18 protein-coding genes, 1 pseudogene and 1 riboswitch are annotated in these 20,397 nt (G+C 59.0%); of the genes and pseudogenes, 8 read left to right on the top strand and 11 right to left on the bottom strand.

Translation table 11 applies throughout. The features are described 5' to 3' along the window. Positions 1-21: 21 nt before the first annotated feature. The 5 genes from murC to ftsZ are packed head-to-tail and all read left to right on the top strand — an operon-like array spanning position 22 to position 5,689. Complete coding sequence (gene murC / locus H586_RS0105105) at positions 22-1,359, top strand: UDP-N-acetylmuramate--L-alanine ligase (protein ID WP_034618703.1); 1,338 nt, start codon at positions 22-24, stop codon at positions 1,357-1,359. A gap of 5 nt (positions 1,360-1,364) precedes the next feature. After that, the gene (gene murB, locus H586_RS0105100) at positions 1,365-2,264 is read left to right on the top strand and encodes a UDP-N-acetylmuramate dehydrogenase (protein ID WP_027181504.1); all 900 of its coding nucleotides are present in this window, start codon (positions 1,365-1,367) and stop codon (positions 2,262-2,264) included. Continuing rightward, positions 2,255-3,091: a cell division protein FtsQ/DivIB gene (locus H586_RS0105095; RefSeq protein ID WP_027181503.1), complete on the top strand. Its 837-nt coding sequence runs from the start codon at positions 2,255-2,257 to the stop codon at positions 3,089-3,091. The genes murB and H586_RS0105095 overlap by 10 nt, the downstream gene beginning before the upstream one ends. A gap of 26 nt (positions 3,092-3,117) precedes the next feature. Continuing rightward, the gene (ftsA, locus tag H586_RS0105090; RefSeq protein WP_011367084.1) at positions 3,118-4,344 is read left to right on the top strand and encodes a cell division protein FtsA; all 1,227 of its coding nucleotides are present in this window, start codon (positions 3,118-3,120) and stop codon (positions 4,342-4,344) included. Between the two features lie 37 nt (positions 4,345-4,381). Then, a complete protein-coding gene (gene ftsZ, locus H586_RS0105085; RefSeq protein ID WP_011367085.1) occupies positions 4,382-5,689 on the top strand; it encodes a cell division protein FtsZ in 1,308 nt (435 codons plus the stop codon). A gap of 344 nt (positions 5,690-6,033) precedes the next feature. Here the strand turns inward: ftsZ and H586_RS18220 are convergent, their stop codons facing one another. After that, positions 6,034-6,537 carry a PaaI family thioesterase gene (locus H586_RS18220; RefSeq protein WP_234702935.1) on the bottom strand — a complete coding sequence of 168 codons (504 nt, stop codon included), beginning with the start codon at positions 6,535-6,537 and terminating at the stop codon, positions 6,034-6,036. A gap of 76 nt (positions 6,538-6,613) precedes the next feature. Then, positions 6,614-6,777, top strand: a riboswitch (FMN riboswitch). A gap of 130 nt (positions 6,778-6,907) precedes the next feature. Between H586_RS18220 and ribB the strand changes: the two genes are divergently transcribed. Further along, entirely contained in the window at positions 6,908-7,567 is a 660-nt protein-coding gene (gene ribB, locus H586_RS0105065) for a 3,4-dihydroxy-2-butanone-4-phosphate synthase (protein ID WP_011367087.1), read from the top strand. Between the two features lie 147 nt (positions 7,568-7,714). On the opposite strand, the gene H586_RS0105060 is transcribed toward ribB, so the two are convergent. The 10 genes from H586_RS0105060 to H586_RS0105010 form a co-directional block, all read right to left on the bottom strand. Next, a complete protein-coding gene (locus H586_RS0105060) occupies positions 7,715-8,566 on the bottom strand; it encodes a zinc metalloprotease HtpX (RefSeq protein WP_011367088.1) in 852 nt (283 codons plus the stop codon). Positions 8,567-8,731: 165 nt separating this feature from the next. Then, on the bottom strand, positions 8,732-9,751 hold the full coding sequence (locus H586_RS0105055) for a 4Fe-4S binding protein (RefSeq protein WP_027181501.1): 1,020 nt from the start codon (positions 9,749-9,751) through the stop codon (positions 8,732-8,734). A 344-nt stretch (positions 9,752-10,095) separates the two neighbouring features. Beyond that, complete coding sequence (locus H586_RS0105045; RefSeq protein ID WP_027181500.1) at positions 10,096-10,899, bottom strand: phosphoribosylanthranilate isomerase; 804 nt, start codon at positions 10,897-10,899, stop codon at positions 10,096-10,098. Next, positions 10,896-12,440, bottom strand: a complete 1,545-nt coding sequence (locus H586_RS18215) for an ABC transporter ATP-binding protein (protein WP_034618661.1) — start codon at positions 12,438-12,440, stop codon at positions 10,896-10,898. Before H586_RS18215 ends, H586_RS0105045 begins: the two co-directional genes overlap by 4 nt. A gap of 249 nt (positions 12,441-12,689) precedes the next feature. Beyond that, positions 12,690-13,514 (bottom strand): histidinol-phosphatase, encoded by an 825-nt coding sequence (locus tag H586_RS0105035; protein ID WP_011367092.1) that lies wholly within the window; start codon positions 13,512-13,514, stop codon positions 12,690-12,692. A 64-nt stretch (positions 13,515-13,578) separates the two neighbouring features. Further along, positions 13,579-13,872 carry a late competence development ComFB family protein gene (locus H586_RS0105030; RefSeq protein WP_011367093.1) on the bottom strand — a complete coding sequence of 98 codons (294 nt, stop codon included), beginning with the start codon at positions 13,870-13,872 and terminating at the stop codon, positions 13,579-13,581. A gap of 205 nt (positions 13,873-14,077) precedes the next feature. Next, on the bottom strand, positions 14,078-15,268 hold the full coding sequence (locus H586_RS0105025; RefSeq protein WP_027181498.1) for a PhoH family protein: 1,191 nt from the start codon (positions 15,266-15,268) through the stop codon (positions 14,078-14,080). Positions 15,269-15,365: 97 nt separating this feature from the next. Next, on the bottom strand, positions 15,366-16,187 hold the full coding sequence (gene pstA / locus H586_RS0105020; RefSeq protein WP_169727956.1) for a phosphate ABC transporter permease PstA: 822 nt from the start codon (positions 16,185-16,187) through the stop codon (positions 15,366-15,368). Between the two features lie 132 nt (positions 16,188-16,319). Next, the gene (pstC, locus tag H586_RS0105015; protein WP_011367096.1) at positions 16,320-17,216 is read right to left on the bottom strand and encodes a phosphate ABC transporter permease subunit PstC; all 897 of its coding nucleotides are present in this window, start codon (positions 17,214-17,216) and stop codon (positions 16,320-16,322) included. Positions 17,217-17,323: 107 nt separating this feature from the next. Continuing rightward, positions 17,324-18,133, bottom strand: a complete 810-nt coding sequence (locus H586_RS0105010) for a phosphate ABC transporter substrate-binding protein (protein ID WP_011367097.1) — start codon at positions 18,131-18,133, stop codon at positions 17,324-17,326. Positions 18,134-18,546: 413 nt separating this feature from the next. On the opposite strand from H586_RS0105010, the gene H586_RS0105005 reads away from it, so the two are divergent. Both H586_RS0105005 and H586_RS19915 read left to right on the top strand, forming a co-directional pair. Further along, entirely contained in the window at positions 18,547-18,960 is a 414-nt protein-coding gene (locus H586_RS0105005) for a hypothetical protein (protein ID WP_011367098.1), read from the top strand. Between the two features lie 374 nt (positions 18,961-19,334). Further along, positions 19,335-20,397 (top strand): annotated as a pseudogene (locus H586_RS19915) (hypothetical protein); the annotation flags it as partial.

The raw sequence follows: 20,397 nt of genomic DNA, 5'->3' as shown, positions 1-20,397 counted from the left end.
GGAAAAGTTTTCAGAATTCATATGGTCGGCATAGGCGGCACGGGAATGTGCGGCATAGCCGAGGTGCTTCTCAATCTCGGTTTCGAAGTGCGCGGCTCCGACATGAATGACAGTCCTTCCGTGCGCCGTCTGCGCCGTCTGGGGGCAGATATTTTCATCGGCCACGGTGCCGAAAACGTGACGGACGCACAGGTGCTGGTGAAATCGACAGCCGTGAGCATGGATAATCCGGAAGTGCAGGCCGCGCAGGAAAAGGGCATTCCCATTATTCCGCGTGCCGAAATGCTGGCCGAACTGATGCGGCTGCGCAAGGGCATAGCCATAGCCGGCACCCATGGCAAAACCACCACCACATCGCTTACGGCAGCCATTTTTGACGAAGCCGGTACCGACCCTACCGTCATCATCGGGGGCAGACTGAATGCATACGGCTCCAATGCACGGCTGGGAGAAGGCGAATTTCTGCTGGCCGAAGCTGACGAGTCCGATGGATCGTTCCTGTGTCTGTCGCCGGTGGTCAATGTTGTGACCAATGTGGATCTGGACCATGTGGACTTTTATCATGATCAGCAGGCCATCGACACAGCGTTCATCAACTTCATGAACAAGGTGCCTTTTTACGGCATGAACGTGGTGTGCGGTGATGACGCCGGTGTGCGGCGCCTGCTTCCTCAGATCAAACGGCCTGTGCTTACCTACGGTTTCGGTCCCGACAATCAGTTACGGGCCGAGACTGTAACCTGCGGCGAGACCAGCCGGTTCAGGGTGCTGCTGCATGGCGAAGATCTGGGCGAAGTGAATCTTGTGCAGCCCGGCAGACACAATGTGCTTAACGCGCTGGCAGCCATAGGTGTGGGGCTGGAAACAGGCATCGCGGCGGATGTATGTCTGCGCGGGCTTGCCAACTTCCGCGGAGTGGGGCGCAGGTTTGAGCGCAAAGGCGAGCGCGGCGGAGTGCTGGTCGTGGACGACTACGGGCACCATCCGGCGGAGATTGCGGCGACTCTTGCCACGGCGCGCACGTGCTACCCCGGGCGCAGGCTTGTGGTGGCTTTTCAGCCGCACCGGTTCAGCCGGACCAAGGCGCTGTTCGGCGACTTCTGCAAAGCTTTTGACAACGTGGACAAGTTGCTGCTGACGGAAATTTATCCTGCGAGTGAGGCTCCCATACCGGGGGTCAGCGGTCAGAGTCTGGCGCAGGGAATCCGGCAGGTGAGCAATACCGATGTGGATTACTTTCAGGATTTTGATGCCATGCGTGCCGCACTGCCGGAAACGCTCCGGCCGGGTGATCTTTTTCTTACTCTTGGCGCCGGCAGCATCTGGACGGTGGGACAGTTTTATCTGGACGGGGAATAACAGCTGTGAAGCCCGTGATACTTTCTGGTCCGGTGCTGAAAGAGCGCACCACACTCCGGCTGGGCGGACAGGCCCTTGCCGAAGTGCGTCTGGACGACATGCATGCCTTTGACGGGCTGCCGCGGGTGCTGGAACGTCTGGGAGGCACTCCGGCTGTGCTGGGGCGCGGCAGTAACATACTGGCCCGCGACGGAGAATTGCCGCTGGTGATAATCAACCCCGCGCTGAAAGCAGAGCCGGAAGCATGGGCAGACCCGCAGGCAGAAGACCGTGTGCTGGTGCGTGTTGCTGCGGGAGTCCGGTTGCCGGTGTTGCTGGGCAGACTGGCGGCACAGGGGCTTTCGGGACTGGAAGGTCTGGCGGGGGTGCCCGGAACCGTGGGCGGAGCCGTAGCCATGAACGCCGGATCGTACGGCAACGACATGGGCTCGGTGCTGTCTTCCGTCGAAATTTTTTCTGCCGGTACCGGCATGATCCGCGTGCCGCGGTCGCAGTGCCGCTGTGAATACAGGCATTTTTCGGTTCCTGCTGCCGGAGGATGGTTTGTGGTGGCTGCCGTGACGTTGCAACTGCGCAGGAGCACTGCCACTGCAGTACGTGATGCAATGCGCAGCAATGCGCTGCTGAAAAAGAAGACACAGCCCGTGACGGAACACAGCGCCGGATGCGTTTTTAAAAATCCCGCTGATGGGATAAGTGCCGGCAGACTGCTGGACCAGTGCGGATTCAGAGGGCGCGGAAAGGGCGGTATGGCTTTTTCGTCACTGCATGCAAATTTTCTTGTCAACAAAGCACAGGGTACGTCAGACGATGCAATGGAGCTGATAGATGATGCCCGGCATGCTGTTGAGAGAGCCACAGAGCATTATCTTGAGCTGGAAGTGAAAATCTGGCCATGGCAGTAAAGCGTTCAACGAATAAACGCGAGTCTGCACCTCGCAGGAGTAATAATAGTTACAGGCGCAAAAAAAAGGTTTTCAAATCTCCTGAACTTCCGTCAGGATGGTTTTTTGTTACAAGCGCTGTAGTGCTAAGTGCAGTACTGCTTTCTGCAATGAGCTTCAGTTGTCTATATGCGTACAGACTTTTGACGAGTACCGGATACTTTGCTGCAAAGCAGATTGAAATTCAAGGCATACACATGCTCAGTGATGATACTGTCATCAGCATCTCTGAAATAGGTCCTGGTACAAACCTGCTGAGTGCCAATATCGAAAAAGTTGAACAAAGGTTACTTGAAAATAACTGGGTAAAAAATGTTTCTGTAAAAAGGTTGCTTCCTGATAGAATTCATATAAGAATAGAGGAGCGTGTACCTCGGTTCTGGGTGCAAAAGGGCGGTGTTTTGTGCTATGCCGACAGTGAAGGACGCATAATAGCTCCTGTCGGTTCGGAAAAATTTGTATCGCTGCCCTTGTTGCAGATAGACTCCGAAGCCGCCGAGCTTGTGGGATATATGCCGCAGGTCATACGCGCGGTAGGCGCTTCGGCGCTGCCCCTGCAGGTGGACGATGCCTCGCGCATACACCTGACAGCAGGCAGAAGCGTGGAACTGTACATGGAAGATAAAAATCTTCGTCTGGTTTTCGGGCTGGACGATATGGATGCGGACCTGAGGCGCCTTAGCCTTGTATTTGCCGATCTGGGCAGACGTGGCGAACTGGAAGGTATGCGCGACATGCGGGCGGAAGGCCCCAACGTGTGGGTACGCCGGCATGCGGCAGCCCGCTAGAACAAGGTTCCGCCGGAGGAGGAGGAATGGCCAAGTCGGATCTGATAGTCGGTCTTGATATCGGCACCACCAAAATATGCTGCGTTGTCGGCGAACCCACGGAAGAGGGCATCGACATTGTGGGCATAGGCACCAGTCCTTCCACAGGGCTGCGTAAAGGGGTGGTTGTCAATATCGAACAAACCGTCCAGTCCATCAAAAAAGCGCTGGAAGAAGCCGAGCTTATGGCAGGCTGCGAAATCCGCTCGGTCTACGCGGGCATCGCGGGCAGCCATATAAAAGGCGCCAACAGCGACGGAGTCATCGCCGTGAAAGGCGGAGAGGTGGCTCCGCGCGATGTCGAGCGCGTGCTCGACGCTGCCAAAGCGCTGAATATTCCCATGGACCGCGAGGTCATTCATATCCTTCCTCAGGAATATATAGTGGATGAGCAGCGCGGCATTGCCGATCCTCTGGGCATGGCGGGCGTGCGGCTTGAGGTGAAGGTGCACATTGTCACCGGCGCTGTGGCCAGCGCCCAGAACATTGTGCGTTCCTGCCATCGCAGCGGGCTGGATGTTTCCGACATTGTGCTTGAGGCACTGGCGTCATCCAAAGCCGTGCTGACCGAAGAAGAACGCGAGATCGGCGTGGCACTGGTTGATCTGGGCGGCGGCACCACGGATATAGCGGTGTTTGCCAACGATTCCATAAAGCACACGGGGGTGCTGGCGCTGGGCGGGCAGAACCTGACCAACGATATAGCTTTCGGGCTGCGTACCCCCATGGCTTCTGCTGAAAAAATTAAAATCAAATATGGCTGCGCCATGGCCGAGATGGTCCGCGACGACGAGGGAATAGAGGTTGCCAGCGTGGGCGACCGCGAACCCCGCCGCCTGTCGCGGCAGGTGCTTGCCGAAATATGCGAACCCCGCATGGAAGAAATCCTGTCGCTGGTCGATCAGGAGCTTGTCCGTTACGGGTTCAAGAACATGATAGGCGCAGGTGTTGTTCTGACCGGTGGTACGGCCCTTATAGAAGGCTGCCAGGAACTGGGGGAACAGATTTTCAACCTGCCCACCCGCATAGGGTATCCCCGCAACGTCGGGGGATTGAAGGATGTGGTCAACAGCCCGAAATTTGCCACCGCCGTGGGGCTTTTGTGCTACGGCGCGGAAAAGGAAGGGCTGGAACTGAAATTCCGGATCCGCGACGGCAACATGTTCAACCGTGTGCTGTCGCGTATGCGGAAGTGGTTCTCTGATATATCGTAACTTTGGGTTTCCACCGTATCGGCTAAAGGAGAGGCATATGGATTTTCACGATATCGATATCGACAGCTCGGCCAAGATCAAGGTCGTCGGCGTCGGCGGTGGCGGCGGTAACGCCGTGAACAACATGATCACATCGACGCTCAAGGGGGTGACTTTTATCACCGCCAACACCGATGTGCAGGCATTGCACCGTTCGCAGGCGGAATTTAAAATTCAGCTTGGCGAGGCGCTTACCAAAGGTCTTGGCGCCGGTGCTGACCCCGAAGTGGGCAGACAGGCAGCCCTTGAAAGCATTGAAGCCATCCGCGAAGCGCTGGGTGAAGCTGACATGGTATTTGTCACCGCCGGCATGGGCGGCGGCACCGGAACCGGTGCGGCGCCCGTTATCGCGCAGGTGGCCAAGGAAATGGGCGCGCTGACAGTGGGCGTTGTGACCAAGCCGTTTTTCTTTGAGGGCAGAAAGCGCCTTGAAGCGGCGGAAAAAGGTATCGAGCAGTTCCGCCAGCAGGTGGACAGCCTTATCACCATTCCCAACGACAGGCTGCTTTCGCTGGCTTCCAAGAAAGCGACTTTCATTGAGATGCTCAAGCGCGCAGACGAAATTCTGTACTTCGCCGTGAAAGGTATTTCAGACCTCATCATGGTGCCCGGTCTGATCAACCTCGACTTTGCCGACGTCAAGGCGGTCATGGGCGAATCGGGTCTGGCCATGATGGGCGCGGGTACTTCGTCCGGAGAATCCCGTGCGCACGAGGCAGCCCAGCGGGCCATTACCAGCCCGCTGCTTGAAGACGTTTCCATTGACGGTGCACGCGGCGTGCTGATGAACATCACCAGCAGCTACGATCTGACCATTCAGGAAGTGAGCGAAGCCGCAGGAGTCATTCAGGAAGCAGCGCACGAAGATGCCCGTATTTTCTTCGGTACCGTGTTTGACGAAAACATGGGCGATGAAATGCGCATCACCGTCATTGCCACCGGCATTGATACGTCGAGTCTGGATGAAATGCATTCCAGCGGCAAAATTACACAGATACGCGGACGTGCGGGCAGCGGTTCCGGCGGCGGTGGCGGCACTGTGTCCGCAACGCCCCATGCTGCCGCGGCAACAGCTCCGCAGGCGGCAGAAACGGCTCCCCGCAGAACGCTGGACAGCAGCGTACCGCGCGGTGTTGCCACGTTCACCGAAGGCGACAGAAGTATTCCCGCCTACCTGCGCAAGCAGCAGGCTGCACAGCCCGCGGCACCCGCGCCCCGTCAGGCAGCGGTTAACGCCGATGAGGATTTCACCTTTGACGAGGATGAATTTGAAATTCCCTCGTTCATCCGCAGAAAGCCTCAGTAACGTTCCGGTTGTGTCTGTTTGATACAGGCGCGGCAGATGACGCGGCTTTTTGCCCGCACCTGCTGCGGTTGTGCCCGTCATGGCGCGGACCGTGGCGTAGTCAGATTCATCAGGTAGACCCCGGCTTGCGGGAAACGATAGCCTCTCCTTTCCCGTATCCGGATCATTAAAAGGCCGCTCTGTACAGAGCGGCCTTTTCAGTTTTTATCTCTCCGGCACAGGCGGCGTCTTTGCGGAGCATTTTTCCGCAGGCTGATGCCGTAAGAAAAATCAGGGTACGACGCAGAAGTGACGGCACATGACCGGTGAGGCCGCACGCGCCGCTCTGCCGGCACCGGATGCCGTCATTCCGGTGTTCCGGCGGTCTCCGGCTGCTGCGGTACCCGTTTGACGTAGTAGACGCATCTTCCCTCGGCAATAAGCTGATCAGGGGCAGCGGCTGCTGTAACGCGTACATGCACGCTGGCTATGCGGTTGCCCATCACGCGTACTTCACCTTCGGCCAGCAGGTCGTCAAAAGGTGCCGGTCGCTGATAGTCCACACGCATGTCAATGGTGGCTGTTTTATCCAGCGGGCCGAAATGCGTCCACAGCGCCACGGCACCGCATATATCCACCAGTACCGCCGTCACGCCGCCGTGCAGCGCGCCGCGTGCCATGTTGCCGCAAAAGGCGTCCTGATACGGCAGCCGTACTCTGGCAAAGCCGGGTACGGCATGTTCCACACGTATTCCGAGAAGTTTGTGAAACGGGATGGACTGTTCCACAAACGTGAGAAGATCTTTGTGTATTTCCTGCATGGAGGCAAAATACGACGGCGCCGTAAACTGCGCAAGAATAATAGGCACTGTGTGCGCACAGCAGTATGAGGAACTGCTCCAAGGTGTGTTGACAGGCACATAAGGGGGGTTGTATAGCTTGTGAACTTATTCTCAGGGCGGGGTGCAATTCCCCACCGGCGGTCAGCCGGCCCGCGGTGATCAGCTCCGCGCCGGCACAGCCCGCGAGCGCCTGCCGTGGCGGCAGGGTCAGCAGATCCGGTGCAATTCCGGAGCCGACGGTCATAGTCCGGATGAAAGAGGATAAGGCAGCAACCTGTACGCAGGGCGGTGCGCCGCCTGTGACAGTCCTTTCGCCTGTGCCGCGTGTTGCGGTGCTGGCTCACTGCCTGTTCCCACGCCCTTGTTCCGTCTTTTTTCACCAGAAGGGAGTGGTATAATGTCTGCAAAAGAATCTTTGCTTACCGGAACATTTGAAGAACGTGTCGAAGCTGCTCTGGATGCCCTGCGCAGGGGCCACGGCGTGCTGGTGACCGATGATGAAGACCGCGAAAATGAAGGTGATCTGATTTTTGCGGCCGAAACGCTGTCAGACAGCCAGATGGCCATGCTCATCAGGGAATGCAGCGGCATAGTGTGCCTGTGTCTGACAGATGAAAAAGTGCGCGCGCTGGGACTGCCCATGATGGTGGAAAACAACTCCAGCCAGTATCAGACGGCGTTCACTGTTTCCATCGAAGCCTCCTGCGGCGTGTCCACCGGAGTTTCGGCAGCGGACAGGGTGTGCACCATTCAGGCTGCCATAGCCGATGATGCCTGCCCGTCGGACCTGTGCCGTCCGGGCCACGTGTTTCCGTTGCGGGCCCGTCCCGGCGGAGTGCTGGAGCGCAGAGGGCACACCGAGGCCACCGTGGACCTGATGCGCCTTGCAGGGCTGAAACCCTGCGGCGTGCTGTGCGAAGTGACCAACCCCGACGGTACCATGGCCCGTCTGCCGCAGATTGTGGATTTCGGCAGAAAACATGATATGGTGGTGCTTACCGTGGATGATCTGGTACGGTACCGTGAGATGAAGGAAAACAAATCGGCCGCGGCGTAAGCCCGCCCCGCCGGCCGGTCTGTGCCGGAACAGCCGGAGATTTTCAGACGGAGCACCGATAAGTCGGCATGGTGCTTCCTGCAAACGGAAAAAGGCCGCCTCTTTCAGAGGCGGCCTTTGATTTTAGTCGGGCATGTAAGCGCGGTGCTATCTGCCGGCCATCTGCTGCAGACGGCGGATGCGCTCTTCCATGGGCGGGTGCGTGCTGAACAGTTCGGCCATACGCACGCCGCTGAACGGGTTGACAATGAACATGTGCGCTGTGGCCTGATTGCCGCTTTGCATGGGTATTCTGCCGCTGTAGGCCCCCAGTTTCTGCAGGGCGCTGGCAAGATACATGGGATTGCCGGAATACCGGGCTCCGGCTTCATCCGCCATGAATTCGCGCGAGCGTGAAATGGCGAACTGGATGAGCGATGCGGCAACGGGAGCCAGAAACGCCATGGCCAGCGCTGCAATGGGATTTCCGCCGCCTTCCTCGTCATTGTTTCCGCCGCCGAAAATGGCGGTGAACTGCAGTATGTTGCCCAGCATGACAATGACCGAAGCCATGACACCGGCAACGCTCTGCACCAGAATGTCTCTGTTTGCTATGTGCCCAACTTCATGGGCGATAACCCCTTTTAGCTCTTCGGGGGTCAGCAGGTGCATGATGCCTTCTGTCACCGCCACCACCCCGTGTTCGGGGTTGCGGCCTGTGGCAAATGCGTTGGGTGTCTGTTCGGGAATGATACACACGCGGGGCTTGGGAATGCCGGCGCGCATGACCACCTCGTCAACCATGGCGTGCAGCATGGGGGCCTCGGAAGGACTGACCTCGCGGGCGTTGTACATTTTCAGGACTATTTTGTCGGAATACCAGTAGCTGCCCACGTTCATCAGCAGGGCGAAGGCAAAAGCGAAGAAAAGTCCAGTCCGGCCGCCCATTACCCCGCCCATCACAATGATAAGGCCGGAGAGCAGCGCAAGCAGAAGGACGGTCTTCAGTTGACTGGTCATCGAAGGTCTCCTTTTATCCGTAAACTGTGTGTTCTGTGTAGCTTGCAGATGTTTATCCCGCAGGTATCGCGGGAAAACACGTCAGAAGGGAGGAACAATACCCCCCTGACGACAATGATAATCCCGTCCGGCGCGAAGGCAAGAGGCGCAACAGCCTGAAACGTGTTACATCATGGTGCTGTGCAGTTTCTGTATCAGAGCGGCGTCAATTGAAACATCCCATTTTCCCCACCAGACCGCCGCCAGATACGCCGTCCACAGCAGTGCCACAGTGCCGTAGGCGATGGCCCAGTCATACTGTGGTTTGTTCAGGCAGGTCACCTGCAGGCAGTCTTTCTGCGGGCAGCTGCTTATGCATTCGGTGCAGCCCATGCATTCCGCTCTGTTGACCCGCTGCTGCGCATGCACGGCTATACCGGCAGGGCAGGCCGCGGAACACCGGCCGCAGCCGGTGCATGCTGCAGCATTGCGCCGTACGGCGCAGGGGCTGAACAGGGCGGCTATGCCCAGCAGCGCGCCATAAGGACACAGAAAACGGCACCACGGGTTGGAAACAAAAAGGCTCAGCAGGGCCAGTACCGCCAGCACTGTCAGCGCCGTGGCCGAAGGGTGCAGAAAAAAGAGCAGCATTTTGCTGTCGGCCACCATGTTGTAAGGGCCGGTCAGAAAGGATTCCACTGCCCGTGCGTCCATGCCGGTGCTCATTGTCCACAGAAAACCGGCCATCAGGATATACTTGGGAGCGTGCAGCACTGTCCGGATAGCTTTATGCACCGCGGTGCGTGCAGGTGCCGGACGGCTGCGGTTCAGCCCCAGGCGTTTGCCGGTGCGTTCCAGCAGATTGCTGGCCCAGCCTGCGGGGCATATGTACCCGCAGAACCCCTTGCGCAGCAGCAGGCAGATAGCCAGTGCCGCGAAAAAGATGGTCAGCCCTGCGGGATGCACGGGGTCCCACATGCCGGTATTGAAAAAATGCACGGCCCCCAGCAGCGCGCTGATGGGCAGAAACCCTTCGACCATGGGCGGTTTGGGTACATAGACGGCCGATGCGCCGGTGGCCCATTGATAATAAAGAAAGAAACGCCAGCCGCAGAAAATGCAGAACAGGCCAAAGGCAAGCTGTACAGTGCGTCGCACGCGTGCAGGCGAAATCCTGCCGCGCCGTATGCGGGAGCGTGAAAGCATGAGTGTGTCACCCCTTGTGCGCCGCGTTGCGGCGGTATGCAGAGATGGATGTGTGCCGTGCTGTCCGCACTAGCGCACCGGCGGCACAGTTGCAAGCGGAGCGGCAGGACGGTGCGCTGTACAGGCGTGCTTCAGCGGCCGCCAAAAATAAAACCCGCCTGTCCGGTGACAGGCGGGGCGGAAAAACGTCCGGCACAGGCCGGAAGGCTGCGGTCAGCTGGTTTTTTTAATGTAGTAAATCGCGCTGAGAACCGCGCCCAGACCAAGAAAGAAAAAAAGAAAATCCATTCTGATACCCTCGTTAACGCCTGTTGTGATTCATTTCACTATGTGCCTGCCTATCCTTACCGGAAAGCTGACGGATTCTCAAGCCTTGAGCGTCCGCTGCCCGCGGTGTCCCCGTTGCATATCTGTCTGAACGCGGCGGCAGCCTGACGTGCAAATTCATGGCACAGCGCGGGATCTTTGCGCCCTGCGGGGTTTTCAAGTCCGGTATGGGCATCGACACCGGCGGGACGCACTGTCAGCACCGCCTGCCGGACGTTTTGCGGTGTCAGACCGCCCGCCAGAATGACAGGCAGCGGAGAACGCCGCACCAGCGCACGGCTTGTCCGCCAGTCATGCGTTTTGCCGGTGGCGCCGTCCGCGCCGCTTGCCGGATCATGGGTGTCGGTTATGTAGGCGTCGACCAGCTGCGCTGTCGCGTCGATGATACCGGTCAGCTCTTCCAGATTGTCCTTTCCGGTCTCTGTCTGTCTGACAACCAGACTTTTGATGATGTACAGTCCGGGCATCATGGCGCGCAGCGCGGCCAGCTGGTGCACGGGTATGCCGCCGTGCAGCTGGACGTGGGCGGTGCCCAGCATGCGGCACAGGTCGCGGATATCCTGTGCCGTGTCCAGATATGTTATGCATACAGGGCAGACCGGTCCTGCGGCGGACGGGGGCAGTGTCTGCAGCATGCGGCACAGCGCGGCGGCGTCATGCTCGGTGATGTCTTCGGTATGCACGGGCAGACGCAGCGGCAGTCCGATGCAGCGTATGCCGCTTTGCGCAATGACAAGAGCTTCCCGGGCATCATGTACTCCGGCCGCCTGAACAAGGCCGCAAAAAGGGCGCCCCCTGCGCGGCAGGATTACGGTGGTCACAGGGTGTCTCCTGCGGGGCAAACCGGTCCGCAGTATGTTATGCGTCCGGCATTCAGGTGCAGTTCATGGGTTGTTTCCGGCGGGATGTCTTCCTGATGGTGGGTCACCAGCACCAGCTGCCTGCCCGACCGCATAAGTGCGGACAGCGTGGTAAGCATGATGCGGCGGGCGGATTCATCAAGGCCGGAAAGCGGTTCGTCAAGGATGAGCAGCTGCGGATCGCGTACGAGAGCGCGGGCCAGCATAAAACGCCGTAACGTGCCGTAGGACATGCGGCGGATGTCAGTGCCGGCCAGCGCCGCAATGCCCAGCCGGTCCATCCAGCGCAGGGCTGCGGCGTGCTGTTGCGCGTCGGGTGTCTTTCCCCACAGTCCCGTGGAATCGTAAAAACCGGTGTGCACCAGTTCCTCGCCGTTCAGCTCAAGCCGGGTGGAGTGGTAGCCGTCATGACCGTAAAGCGCCTGCACTCTGTCGGAGACCAGCGCCACGTTGCGGCGCACTTCTTCAAGCGGCACCGGTCCGGCCATGCCGAACCAGCGCACTATGCCGCCCCAGGCCTGTCTCTGATCGCCGTACAGCAGCCGGAGCAGGGTTGATTTTCCTGCTCCGTTCGGGCCGCGGACCACCCAGTTCTGCCCCGGTAATATGCTCCATGTTATGTCATGCAGCACCGGCGTGCGTCCCAGATACACATCGGCGTGTTCTATTTCCACCACCGGCGCTGCCCCCGCACATGCGGGGGGCGGCGTGCAGCAGCTGCACTGTCCGGCCGCGGTGTCTGATGCACCGGCCGGCAAGGGCTGGTGCGTGGTGCGCATCAGGTGCAGCGCCTGATGCAGTCCGCCGGTGAATACCAGTCTGCCCTGACGGAGCAGCACGGCCTGCCGGATACAGTCCGGAAACTGCCCGGCTCTGTGCCCGCTCATAAGCACGGTGGTACCCAGAGCAGCCGCCCGGTCGATGGCTGCCAGCATTTCGCGGCGGGCAGCTGCATCCAGACCTTCGCATACTTCATCCAGCAGAAGCAGCTGCGGCGAATGGACCATGGCGCGCGCCAGAAGGATTTTGCGCAACTGTCCCTGCGACATGGCTTCGAGCATAACCGGCATCAGATGCTCCGCGTCCAGCGCTTTTGCCAGTCGGGCGGCCGCATGGCGCTGTGCCGTACCGGCTGGACGGTACAGCATGTCCGTGCCGAAATAGCCGGAAAGCACGATTTCTTCGCCTGTTATGCGCCATGAGCGGCGCAGGTAGTGCTCCTGCTGCTCTGCCGAAACAAGACCGCAGTGTGTGCGTACGGCAATGGGCGAATCTTCTGCCGAGCCGCGGGGAAACCATAATATGGTGCCGCCGTCGTGCTGGTCGGGGCGTATTGCTCCGGCGGCAAGCCGTAACAGAGTCGATTTGCCGGCGCCGTTGCCGCCCAGCACGGCGCAGTGCGCACCGCGGTGCAGCGTCCAGCTGACTGCATCCAGTGCCGGAACGCTGTTGTGCCGGACACTGACGGATTCCATTGAAAAAAGCGGTGTGTTCTGGGTCATGGTGTATGGAGAAAACGTTGAAAAAAGGCTGCCGGAGCAGGGAGGAAGCAGACTGCCGCGGCGCTAGGCCGTGATGTGCTTTTGCAGGGCCGGGATACCGCTCAGCCCTGCCTTTTGTCTGCGGGGCTGGCCGCGACTGCGCAGGGGCATGTGCCCGTGCCGCATGGAGCAGGGCAGGGGCGCACGGAAACGCACCCTGCCCCGAGTATGGCGGACATATGCAGCGCAGACGGCAGCCGCGCGTCAGGGTCAGAACGGCCGCGAGTGCATGCGCCGTTTTACAAAGTAGACGCTGTCGTTATAGCCGAAGTCCCGCGCGTACTGTTCCAGCCGGTCAAAGGCGTACCCCACCGAGGCTTCGCTGTGTGCGTCGGACCCGAAGGCAACGGGGATGCCCATTTCGGCTGCCAGTTCCATAAACTGCGGGCAGGGATAAATTTCGGCGCAGGGTTTGCGCAGACCGGCAGAAGATACTTCGATGGCCATGCCGGCCTCGTGGACGGCGGTAAGCGCCTGCCGGAACATCTGTCGGGCTTCGTCTCCTGCCGCCCATTCGCGGAACAGGTCAATGCTGAAAATTTTGATGATGTCGGGGTGGGCCACTATGTTGAAAAGGCCCGTCTGCGCCATGGCCTGCATGGTGGCAAAAAAACGGTTGTACAGCGACACCTGCTGCGCCTCGCTCAGCACCTGCCAGTCTTCTTTGCGGTAATCAAAGCCCCATGTATCCAGAAAATGAATGCCGCCTATGACATAGTCAAAGTCATGGGCTTTCAGGGTGTCTGCTATGAATGTCTCGCTGCCTTCCATCCAGTCCATTTCAAGACCGAAAAGCACCGTGGCTTCATTTTTAAATTCTTCGCGCAGCCGTTTTACGTCCGCCACATAGGTGGGAAAACCTTCTATGAGCTTCGGCTGGTAATCGCTGGGGTAGCTGTGTGTTTCCGGCCGGGGCGAATGTTCGGAAAATCCGATGATGTCTATGCCCTTTTTACGGGCGGCATGAAACATTTCTGTCACGCCCGCCTTGCCGTGCGAGTGCAGCGTGTGCAGGTGAGTATCGGTTTTGATCATGGCGGCATCCGGTTTTGGGCCGCGTCGGACGCAGAGGGCACAGGCGCGGACTGCGCGGGCGCGGCTATTGTTTGGGGTTGTGTACTACAGTGGCAATGGCTTTGCGTACGGCTTCCAGAACATCTTCATCCCGTACCGGGTCGCGCAGCACGATGCTGCCCTGCTGGGCATACCGTGCAGGCAAAGAATTGAGGGCCAGTGCGTAGATGTCGTGCAGGTCGGCGGCGCTGGGGGTCATGCCCGGCGGTTCGGTGAGCACTTTTTCCATCATGCGCAGCACGCGGGCTTCGTTGCGGTTACGGATATGGTAAAAATCCGCGTCCCCCAGACGATACTTTTCGTGTAACTGCTTGCTCATGGCGTCTCCTGTGCAGGTTTGGCGCAGTGCATTGCTTTTCCGGCGCAATATCACAAAACGCCGGAAAGGTCAGTATAGCAGTCACATATTCAAAGGGGCAAGCCGCGGACAGGGCAAAGTGCGCCCGGAGAAGAAAATTATACCCCGCACGGTGTGCGCGCCATGCGGGGCCGGAAGGTCAGCTGCGCCGCAGCACGGGCAGGTGTTACAGCTTGGATTTTATGACCATGTCGGTGATGGGCCCGCGCGAGCGCTCTCCTTTCAGCACCATGTGAGCGTAGTTGGAGTATCCCTTGAATTTACGCACAATCCAGTTGAGCCCGTTGTTTGATTCGTTCAGGTACGGGTTGTCCACCTGTCTCGTGTCCCCGAGGCACAGGCATTTGACGTTTTCGCCCATACGGGTCAGCAGGGCGCGTACTTCAGACCGCGAAAGATTCTGGGTTTCATCTATGATGACCACTGCGTTTTCTATGTTCATACCGCGGATATAGGCCAGCGGCAGTATCTCAAACCGCTTGGGGTCAAAGCGCAGGGGGGCTTCGCCCGCATTGAGAAACAGCCTGTTGGCGGGGCGTACGCCGTGCAGCTTGAGCAGCAGGTCGCCGATGTATCTGATGTACGGTTCCATTTTTTCACGGATGTCACCGGGCAGAAAACCCATTTTGGCGCCCAGCTCTATGGTGGGTTTGACCACATATATCTTGTTGTAGCGGTGATGCTGCAATACCAGATGCAGCGCCGATGCCAGCGCCAGATATGTTTTGCCGTATCCTGCCTCGGACTGCACGGAAACAAGGTCTATTCTGTCGTGCAGCATAAGCATCAGCGCCAGATTCTGGTATACGCTGCGGGGACGCACCTGCCATACGTCCTGCATGTAGCTTATCACCTCGTCGCCGTCCGGCCCGTTGAAGACCGGTCGGCCTTCTTCCCAGCGGAAGGCGTTGGGCACCGGCGGTTCCCCTTCGGCGGTAAAACCGGTGAACTGCTGTGATTCAGACTGGAACGGGCGGGAATCTCGGTATTCTTCACAGCGTATGCCACCCATGCCTGCCTGAAGCTGCAGTATTCTGTCGTTGGTGACCAGAATGGGGTCTTCAATGTCTGCATCGTGCACTTCACGCAGAATAAAATTGTCCACCACCTCTTCGGTAAAGGGAGACACGCTTGAGTCATTGCGGATGAACTTGATTATGTCGCGGTGTTCCAGCAGCACGTCCACCACGCGGGCCACTATGTGCCGCAGTCTGGGGTTTGTTTTCAGCGAGTTGAGTTCCAGCAGTACATGGTAGGGGATGAAGATGTTGTTTTCTTCTCCGTTGCGCAGGCTCAGAATGCTTTCCGGACTTTCAATAAGAACGTTGGTATCCAGCACAAAGTTTTTGCTGCCCATCATTCCCCCTTGCGGGTCGGCTGTTGCGGCCGGTTCCTGTTGATGAAAAAGGGCGGCGGCGGGTGCCGCCGCCCTGATAAAGCGGTGTGCGTGCTGTCTAGCGCAGCTTTCGCTGCAATCTGGCACGTATGATGATGGCAAGCAGATTCATGCCCAGCACCAGCACTATGAGCACCAGCGCAGTGCCGTACTGCAGCGGACGGGTTTTTTCTATGTCTATGCCTGCGGTGGCCAGTACATATATGTGGTAGGGCAGCGCCATTACGCTGTCAAAGACAGAGCCGGGCAGCTTGGGGCTGAAAAACATGGCTGCGGTGAACATGATGGCCGCTGTTTCTCCGGCGGCTCTGCCTATGCCCAGAATGGCGCCGGTCAGAATGCCCGGCGTGGCCGCGGGCAGCACCACCTTGGCCAGAGTCTGCCATTTGGTGGCTCCCAGCGCCAGCGAGGCTTCGCGGTATGTCTGTGAAACAGAGCGCAGGGCTTCTTCGGATGCGCCGATGATAAGCGGCAGGATAAGTGCCGCCAGCGTGAACATACCGGCAAGCAGGCTGACACCCATCTGCATGAGCGTCACAAAGAACGCCAGCCCGAACAGGCCGAAAACCACAGAGGGCACACCGGCCAGATTGTTGATGGCCAGACGCATGGCATGCACAAAGGGGCCTGGTCTGGCGTATTCATGCAGGTATATGGCGGTGCACACACCCCAAGGCAAAGCAATGAGCATGGAACCGTAGCTCAGGGCAATGGTGCCGAGTATGCAGGGAAATATGCCGCCGGCTGTCATTGCGTCGCGCGGGTGGGCTGTCAGGAATTCCCAGTTGACAGCGGGTAGACCGTAAAAGAGCACAAAGCCGCATATGACGGCCAGCGCAAGGGCGTTGAGCACCACTGAGGCCCTGAACAGCATGAACATGAAAGTCTGAAAAGGCTTGCGGCGCTGCAGAAATTTCTGGTCCTGAACCAGTGTGCTTGCGGCGTGCTGCACTGTGTTCCCCCTGAAGACGTTGGCGTTTGGATGAGTCGGTGCGTGGGTCATTACATTGCTCTACAGGGTCGAAACGCCGACCTGTTTCTTTTTTTCGGCGATCCATGCGGCCAGTATGTTGAACATGAGCGTAAAGATGAAAAGCACCATGCCCGTGGCGAAAAGGGCGTGGTAATGATCGCTTTTAAAGGGTGCTTCGGCCATTTCTGCCGCGATGGAAGCAGGCATGGGCCGCACGGGGTCAAACAGACTGCCCGGAATCATGGCCGCACCGCCGGCCACCATCAGCACCACCATGGTTTCGCCGATGGAGCGCGACATACCCAGAATGACAGCCGTGCTTATGCCCGGCAGCGAAGCAGGCAGCACCACGCGCGAGATGGTCTGCCAGCGTGTGGCGCCCAGCGCCAGCGAAGCTTCGCGCAGTTCGTTGGGTACGGAATAAATGGCGTCTTCGGAAATGCTGGTAATGGTGGGAACAGCCATGAATGCCAGCATGATGGCCGCGTTTGTCAGGTTGAGTCCCGTGGCCAGCCCGAATGTCTGCTGCAGAAAAGGCGCCACCACAACCATGCCGAAAAAGCCGATGACCACGGAGGGCAGAGCCTGAAGCATTTCCACCAGCGGCTTGACCACGCTGCGCATGCGGGGCGATGCGATTTCAGAAAGATATACGGCCGTCATGAGCCCCAGCGGTATGGCAATGACGGATGACAGCCCCGTAACGGCCAGCGAACCGGCAATCATGGGCAGAATGCCGAAGTCGGCGGGGTCGTCTGTGGGGTACCATGCCGTACCGAAAAGAAAATCAAGCGGGGGTACCACGTTGAGCAGGGGCAGTCCTTCCACAAAGAGAAAAATCATAATCAGAAAAAGTACAATGATGCACAGACCGGCACTGGTCTGAAACGCTCCGGCAATGATGGTGTCTTTTTTACGGCGAGAGAGTGTGATCATGTCGGTTGTCTGTCCGCCTTGGGCTTGGTTGCACGGCAGGCCCCGTGCCGTATCCGGCAGGGGCCTGGCCGCGTTGTTCTTCAGGGACGGAGTGTAGAGGAAGAATGTTACAGCTTGATGAAGCCGGCTTCTTCCACAATGTTCTGGCCTTCGGGCGACAGGATGAAGTCGATAAGGCCCTTGGCCGCACCGGAAACGCTGCCGTCTACATATACCTGCAGGGTGCGGGCGACGGGGAAGCTTTTGTCCTTGGCGGTGGTTGCGTTGCCTTCCACACCGTTCACGGTCAGCGGCTTGACCGAGTTGTCAACGTAGCCGATGCCGTCGTAGCTGATGGCGCGGGGGTTTTTGGCCACGGCCTGCAGCACTGCGCCGGAAGATGCCTGCAGCAGCGCACCGGGGAACACGCGGGTCTTACCCATTACAAAGTGGCTCCAGGTCTCGTAGGTGCCGGAAGACGTGTCGCGCGAAACCACCACAATGCCTTCGTCTTTGCCGCCGACTTCTTTCCAGTTGGTGACCTTGCCGGCATAGATGGCCTGCAGCTGGTCAATGGTCAGGTCGTTGACGGGGTTGCTTTTGTTGACAATGGGAATCACGGCATCAAGGGCGATGACAACCTGCTTGGGGTTCATGCCTTTTTCGGCGGCCATTTTGATTTCTTTGTCTTTCATGGTGCGCGATGCCATGGCGATGTCGGTGGTGCCGTCCAGCAGCGCTTTGATGCCGTTGGAAGAACCGCCGCCGGAAACTGCGATTTCCACATCGGGGTTGGCTTTCATGTATGCTTCAACCACACGCTGCATGATGGGCAGAATGGTTGTGGAACCGGCGATTTTGATCTTCTGTCCGGCAAAAGCGGAAGAAGTGAGGCCGAGCACCAGGGCGGCGACGATGGCAAGATGTTTCATACGCATGGGTTTTCCTCCGATGTGGTTGATGACTTGTTTGTTGTTGTATGCGCCGTACCTGTATCCGTCCGGCGTGTGGGTAACCTAGGTGTCCTTTGTTACGGTGCTGTGTCATGCGGGCAGCATGTTTGTTACGGGCGGTATTCGTCCGGGATTCTGTGGTTTGTCTCCGATATTTCAACATGTTATGTTTTTATGTTTTTGTTCCGGAAGGCTCCGGCAGGTCACAGCACGGTTACAGGGGGCAGTTGCGGCGCACGGGGCCGGTATAGTGCCTTGGCGTCGGTGCGGGATGATAATTTTGTGCTGCAGGCGGTCTGCGGGCCGCTTGCATGTTGTCAACGGCGGCCGCGCAACGTATGCTCTGCGGTGCATGTATGCACGCTGTGTCCGGTAATGCAGACTGTTCGGGAACTGCTATGAAAATCACCTCTTCCGCTTTTTCAGCCTATGCACAGGCTGCCCGCTCCGGCGAGATTTCCCGCGCGGGCAGTGATGTGGTGCACAGCAGAAAAGCCGTGGGACTGCGGCTGGGCAAGCTGGGCATACGGCTGGAGACGGAAGAGACGCTTGACCATGCCTCTGTGGCGCGTGAGGCGGGAGACCGTCTGAACAGACTGCGGGGATTCAACTTTGCCGAATCGCTGCAGGCGCAGGACGCGGAACTGTACGAAGCGCTGCGCACTGCGCCGCCGTCCCGTGCGGCGGAACAGCCCGCGCTGGAATCGGCCTTTGCCGCTCCCAATTACACACGCAATGTGGGAGTGCGCACATACCGGCGGGTTTCCGGTTTTCCTCAGGCTCATTCTTCCATGATAAATGTCAGAGCGTGACGGCCTGTCTGCTGCTCCGGTGCAGGCGGCGTCATGCCGCGCGCAGATGCGGGCACAATCCGCTGCGTGCGGTGTCTGCAGCGCGTGCCCGCAGCCTTTTGCCTTATTTCTTCTGATTTTTTTCTGCGCCGGTGTCCGGCTGCCGAACCACGGACACTGAACGTTCCGTCCTGCTGAATATTCACGCCGATTCGTTACCATTGCGGCGGCTGCCCGCCCGCATGCAGGTGCCTGCCTGCACGGTATGCTCTTTTGCCGTGCGCAATCTGGCGTGCGCAGCTTGGCGTATACGGTCCGGCGGGCGCAACGTCTGCTCGGGTCAGTGTGATATTACAGCTCCCTTGGGAAACAGCTAACAGCTCAAGGGAGGACGTATGACTGTTTCGACAGGGCCTATTGTCTGCACATATGCAGGCGACGGGGTACAGGACTGCTGGCCTGTTCCGTTCGTGTTTTTTGCACCGGACGAGGTGGGGGCCATGCTTGCGGATGAGACAGGCCGAAAGCGGCGGCTGGAGTACGGGCGCGAATACAGTGTGGAAGCCGTGCGCGGGGCGGACGGAGGCTCCTGCCGGTGCTCTGTGAAGCAGGGGCAGAAGCTCACGGTGTTTCTGGACATAGCGCCGACACAGGACATGGATCTGCGCAATACGGGGGTGCTGGATGCCGAGCTGCTGGAACGGGCCTTTGACAAGCTGACCCTGCTGAATCAGCAGGTGCGCGAAACACTGGGGCGCTGCGTGCAGGTGGGCATGGGCGAGTCCGCCAACCCCGAGGCGCTGCTGGCCGCCATAGACGAAGCCGCTGCGGTGTGCGCGGCGGGACGCAATGCTGCGGAACAGGCCCGCGATGAGGCTGTGGCGGCGCAGGCGCAGGCGCACGAGGCTGCGCGGCGTATCAGCCTGCCGGATCCTGCCGCCGGAAGTGGCGGAAAGCTGCTGACGGTGACGGAGGACGGCCGCTGGATTCTGGGCAGACGCGTGGGCTGCGGTGACAACGACATACCCGTCAACAGCATGCTGCCTGCCGTGTCGCAGGCGCACGCCCCGCAATCCATCATACAGGCGCTGCGCGGGCTGCGTCCGGAAGGCTGGACAGCCGCGGACTGTGACGCGCCGGTGCTTGCGCTGCTGCCGGGGTGCATCTGCACCCATGGCGGACGCTGGTCTCCCGCCGGAGTTGTTTCGGCCTCTTCCGAGTACAGCAGCGCATATTCCGCGGGCAATCTGGTGAACGGCAGCCCTTCAACCGACGGCAGTACGGGCATCTACGCGTCTGCAGGTAATACCGCATGGGTTGAATACCGGCATCCGCTGGTCAGAAAAGTACGCGGTTTTTCCATCCGTTCGCGCAACCACAGTGATGCCACGGACGAGCGGGATGCCCCGCACGCCCTTACGGCGTATGCCGACGGCGCGGAAGTGAAAAGCTTTACCA

The sequence above is a fragment of the Oleidesulfovibrio alaskensis DSM 16109 genome (assembly GCF_000482745.1).
In the GTDB taxonomy this organism is placed as follows: Bacteria; Desulfobacterota; Desulfovibrionia; order Desulfovibrionales; family Desulfovibrionaceae; genus Oleidesulfovibrio; species Oleidesulfovibrio alaskensis.
Note: the sequence above shows the minus strand (reverse complement) of the source record. Positions and strands in the feature narration are given on the sequence as shown.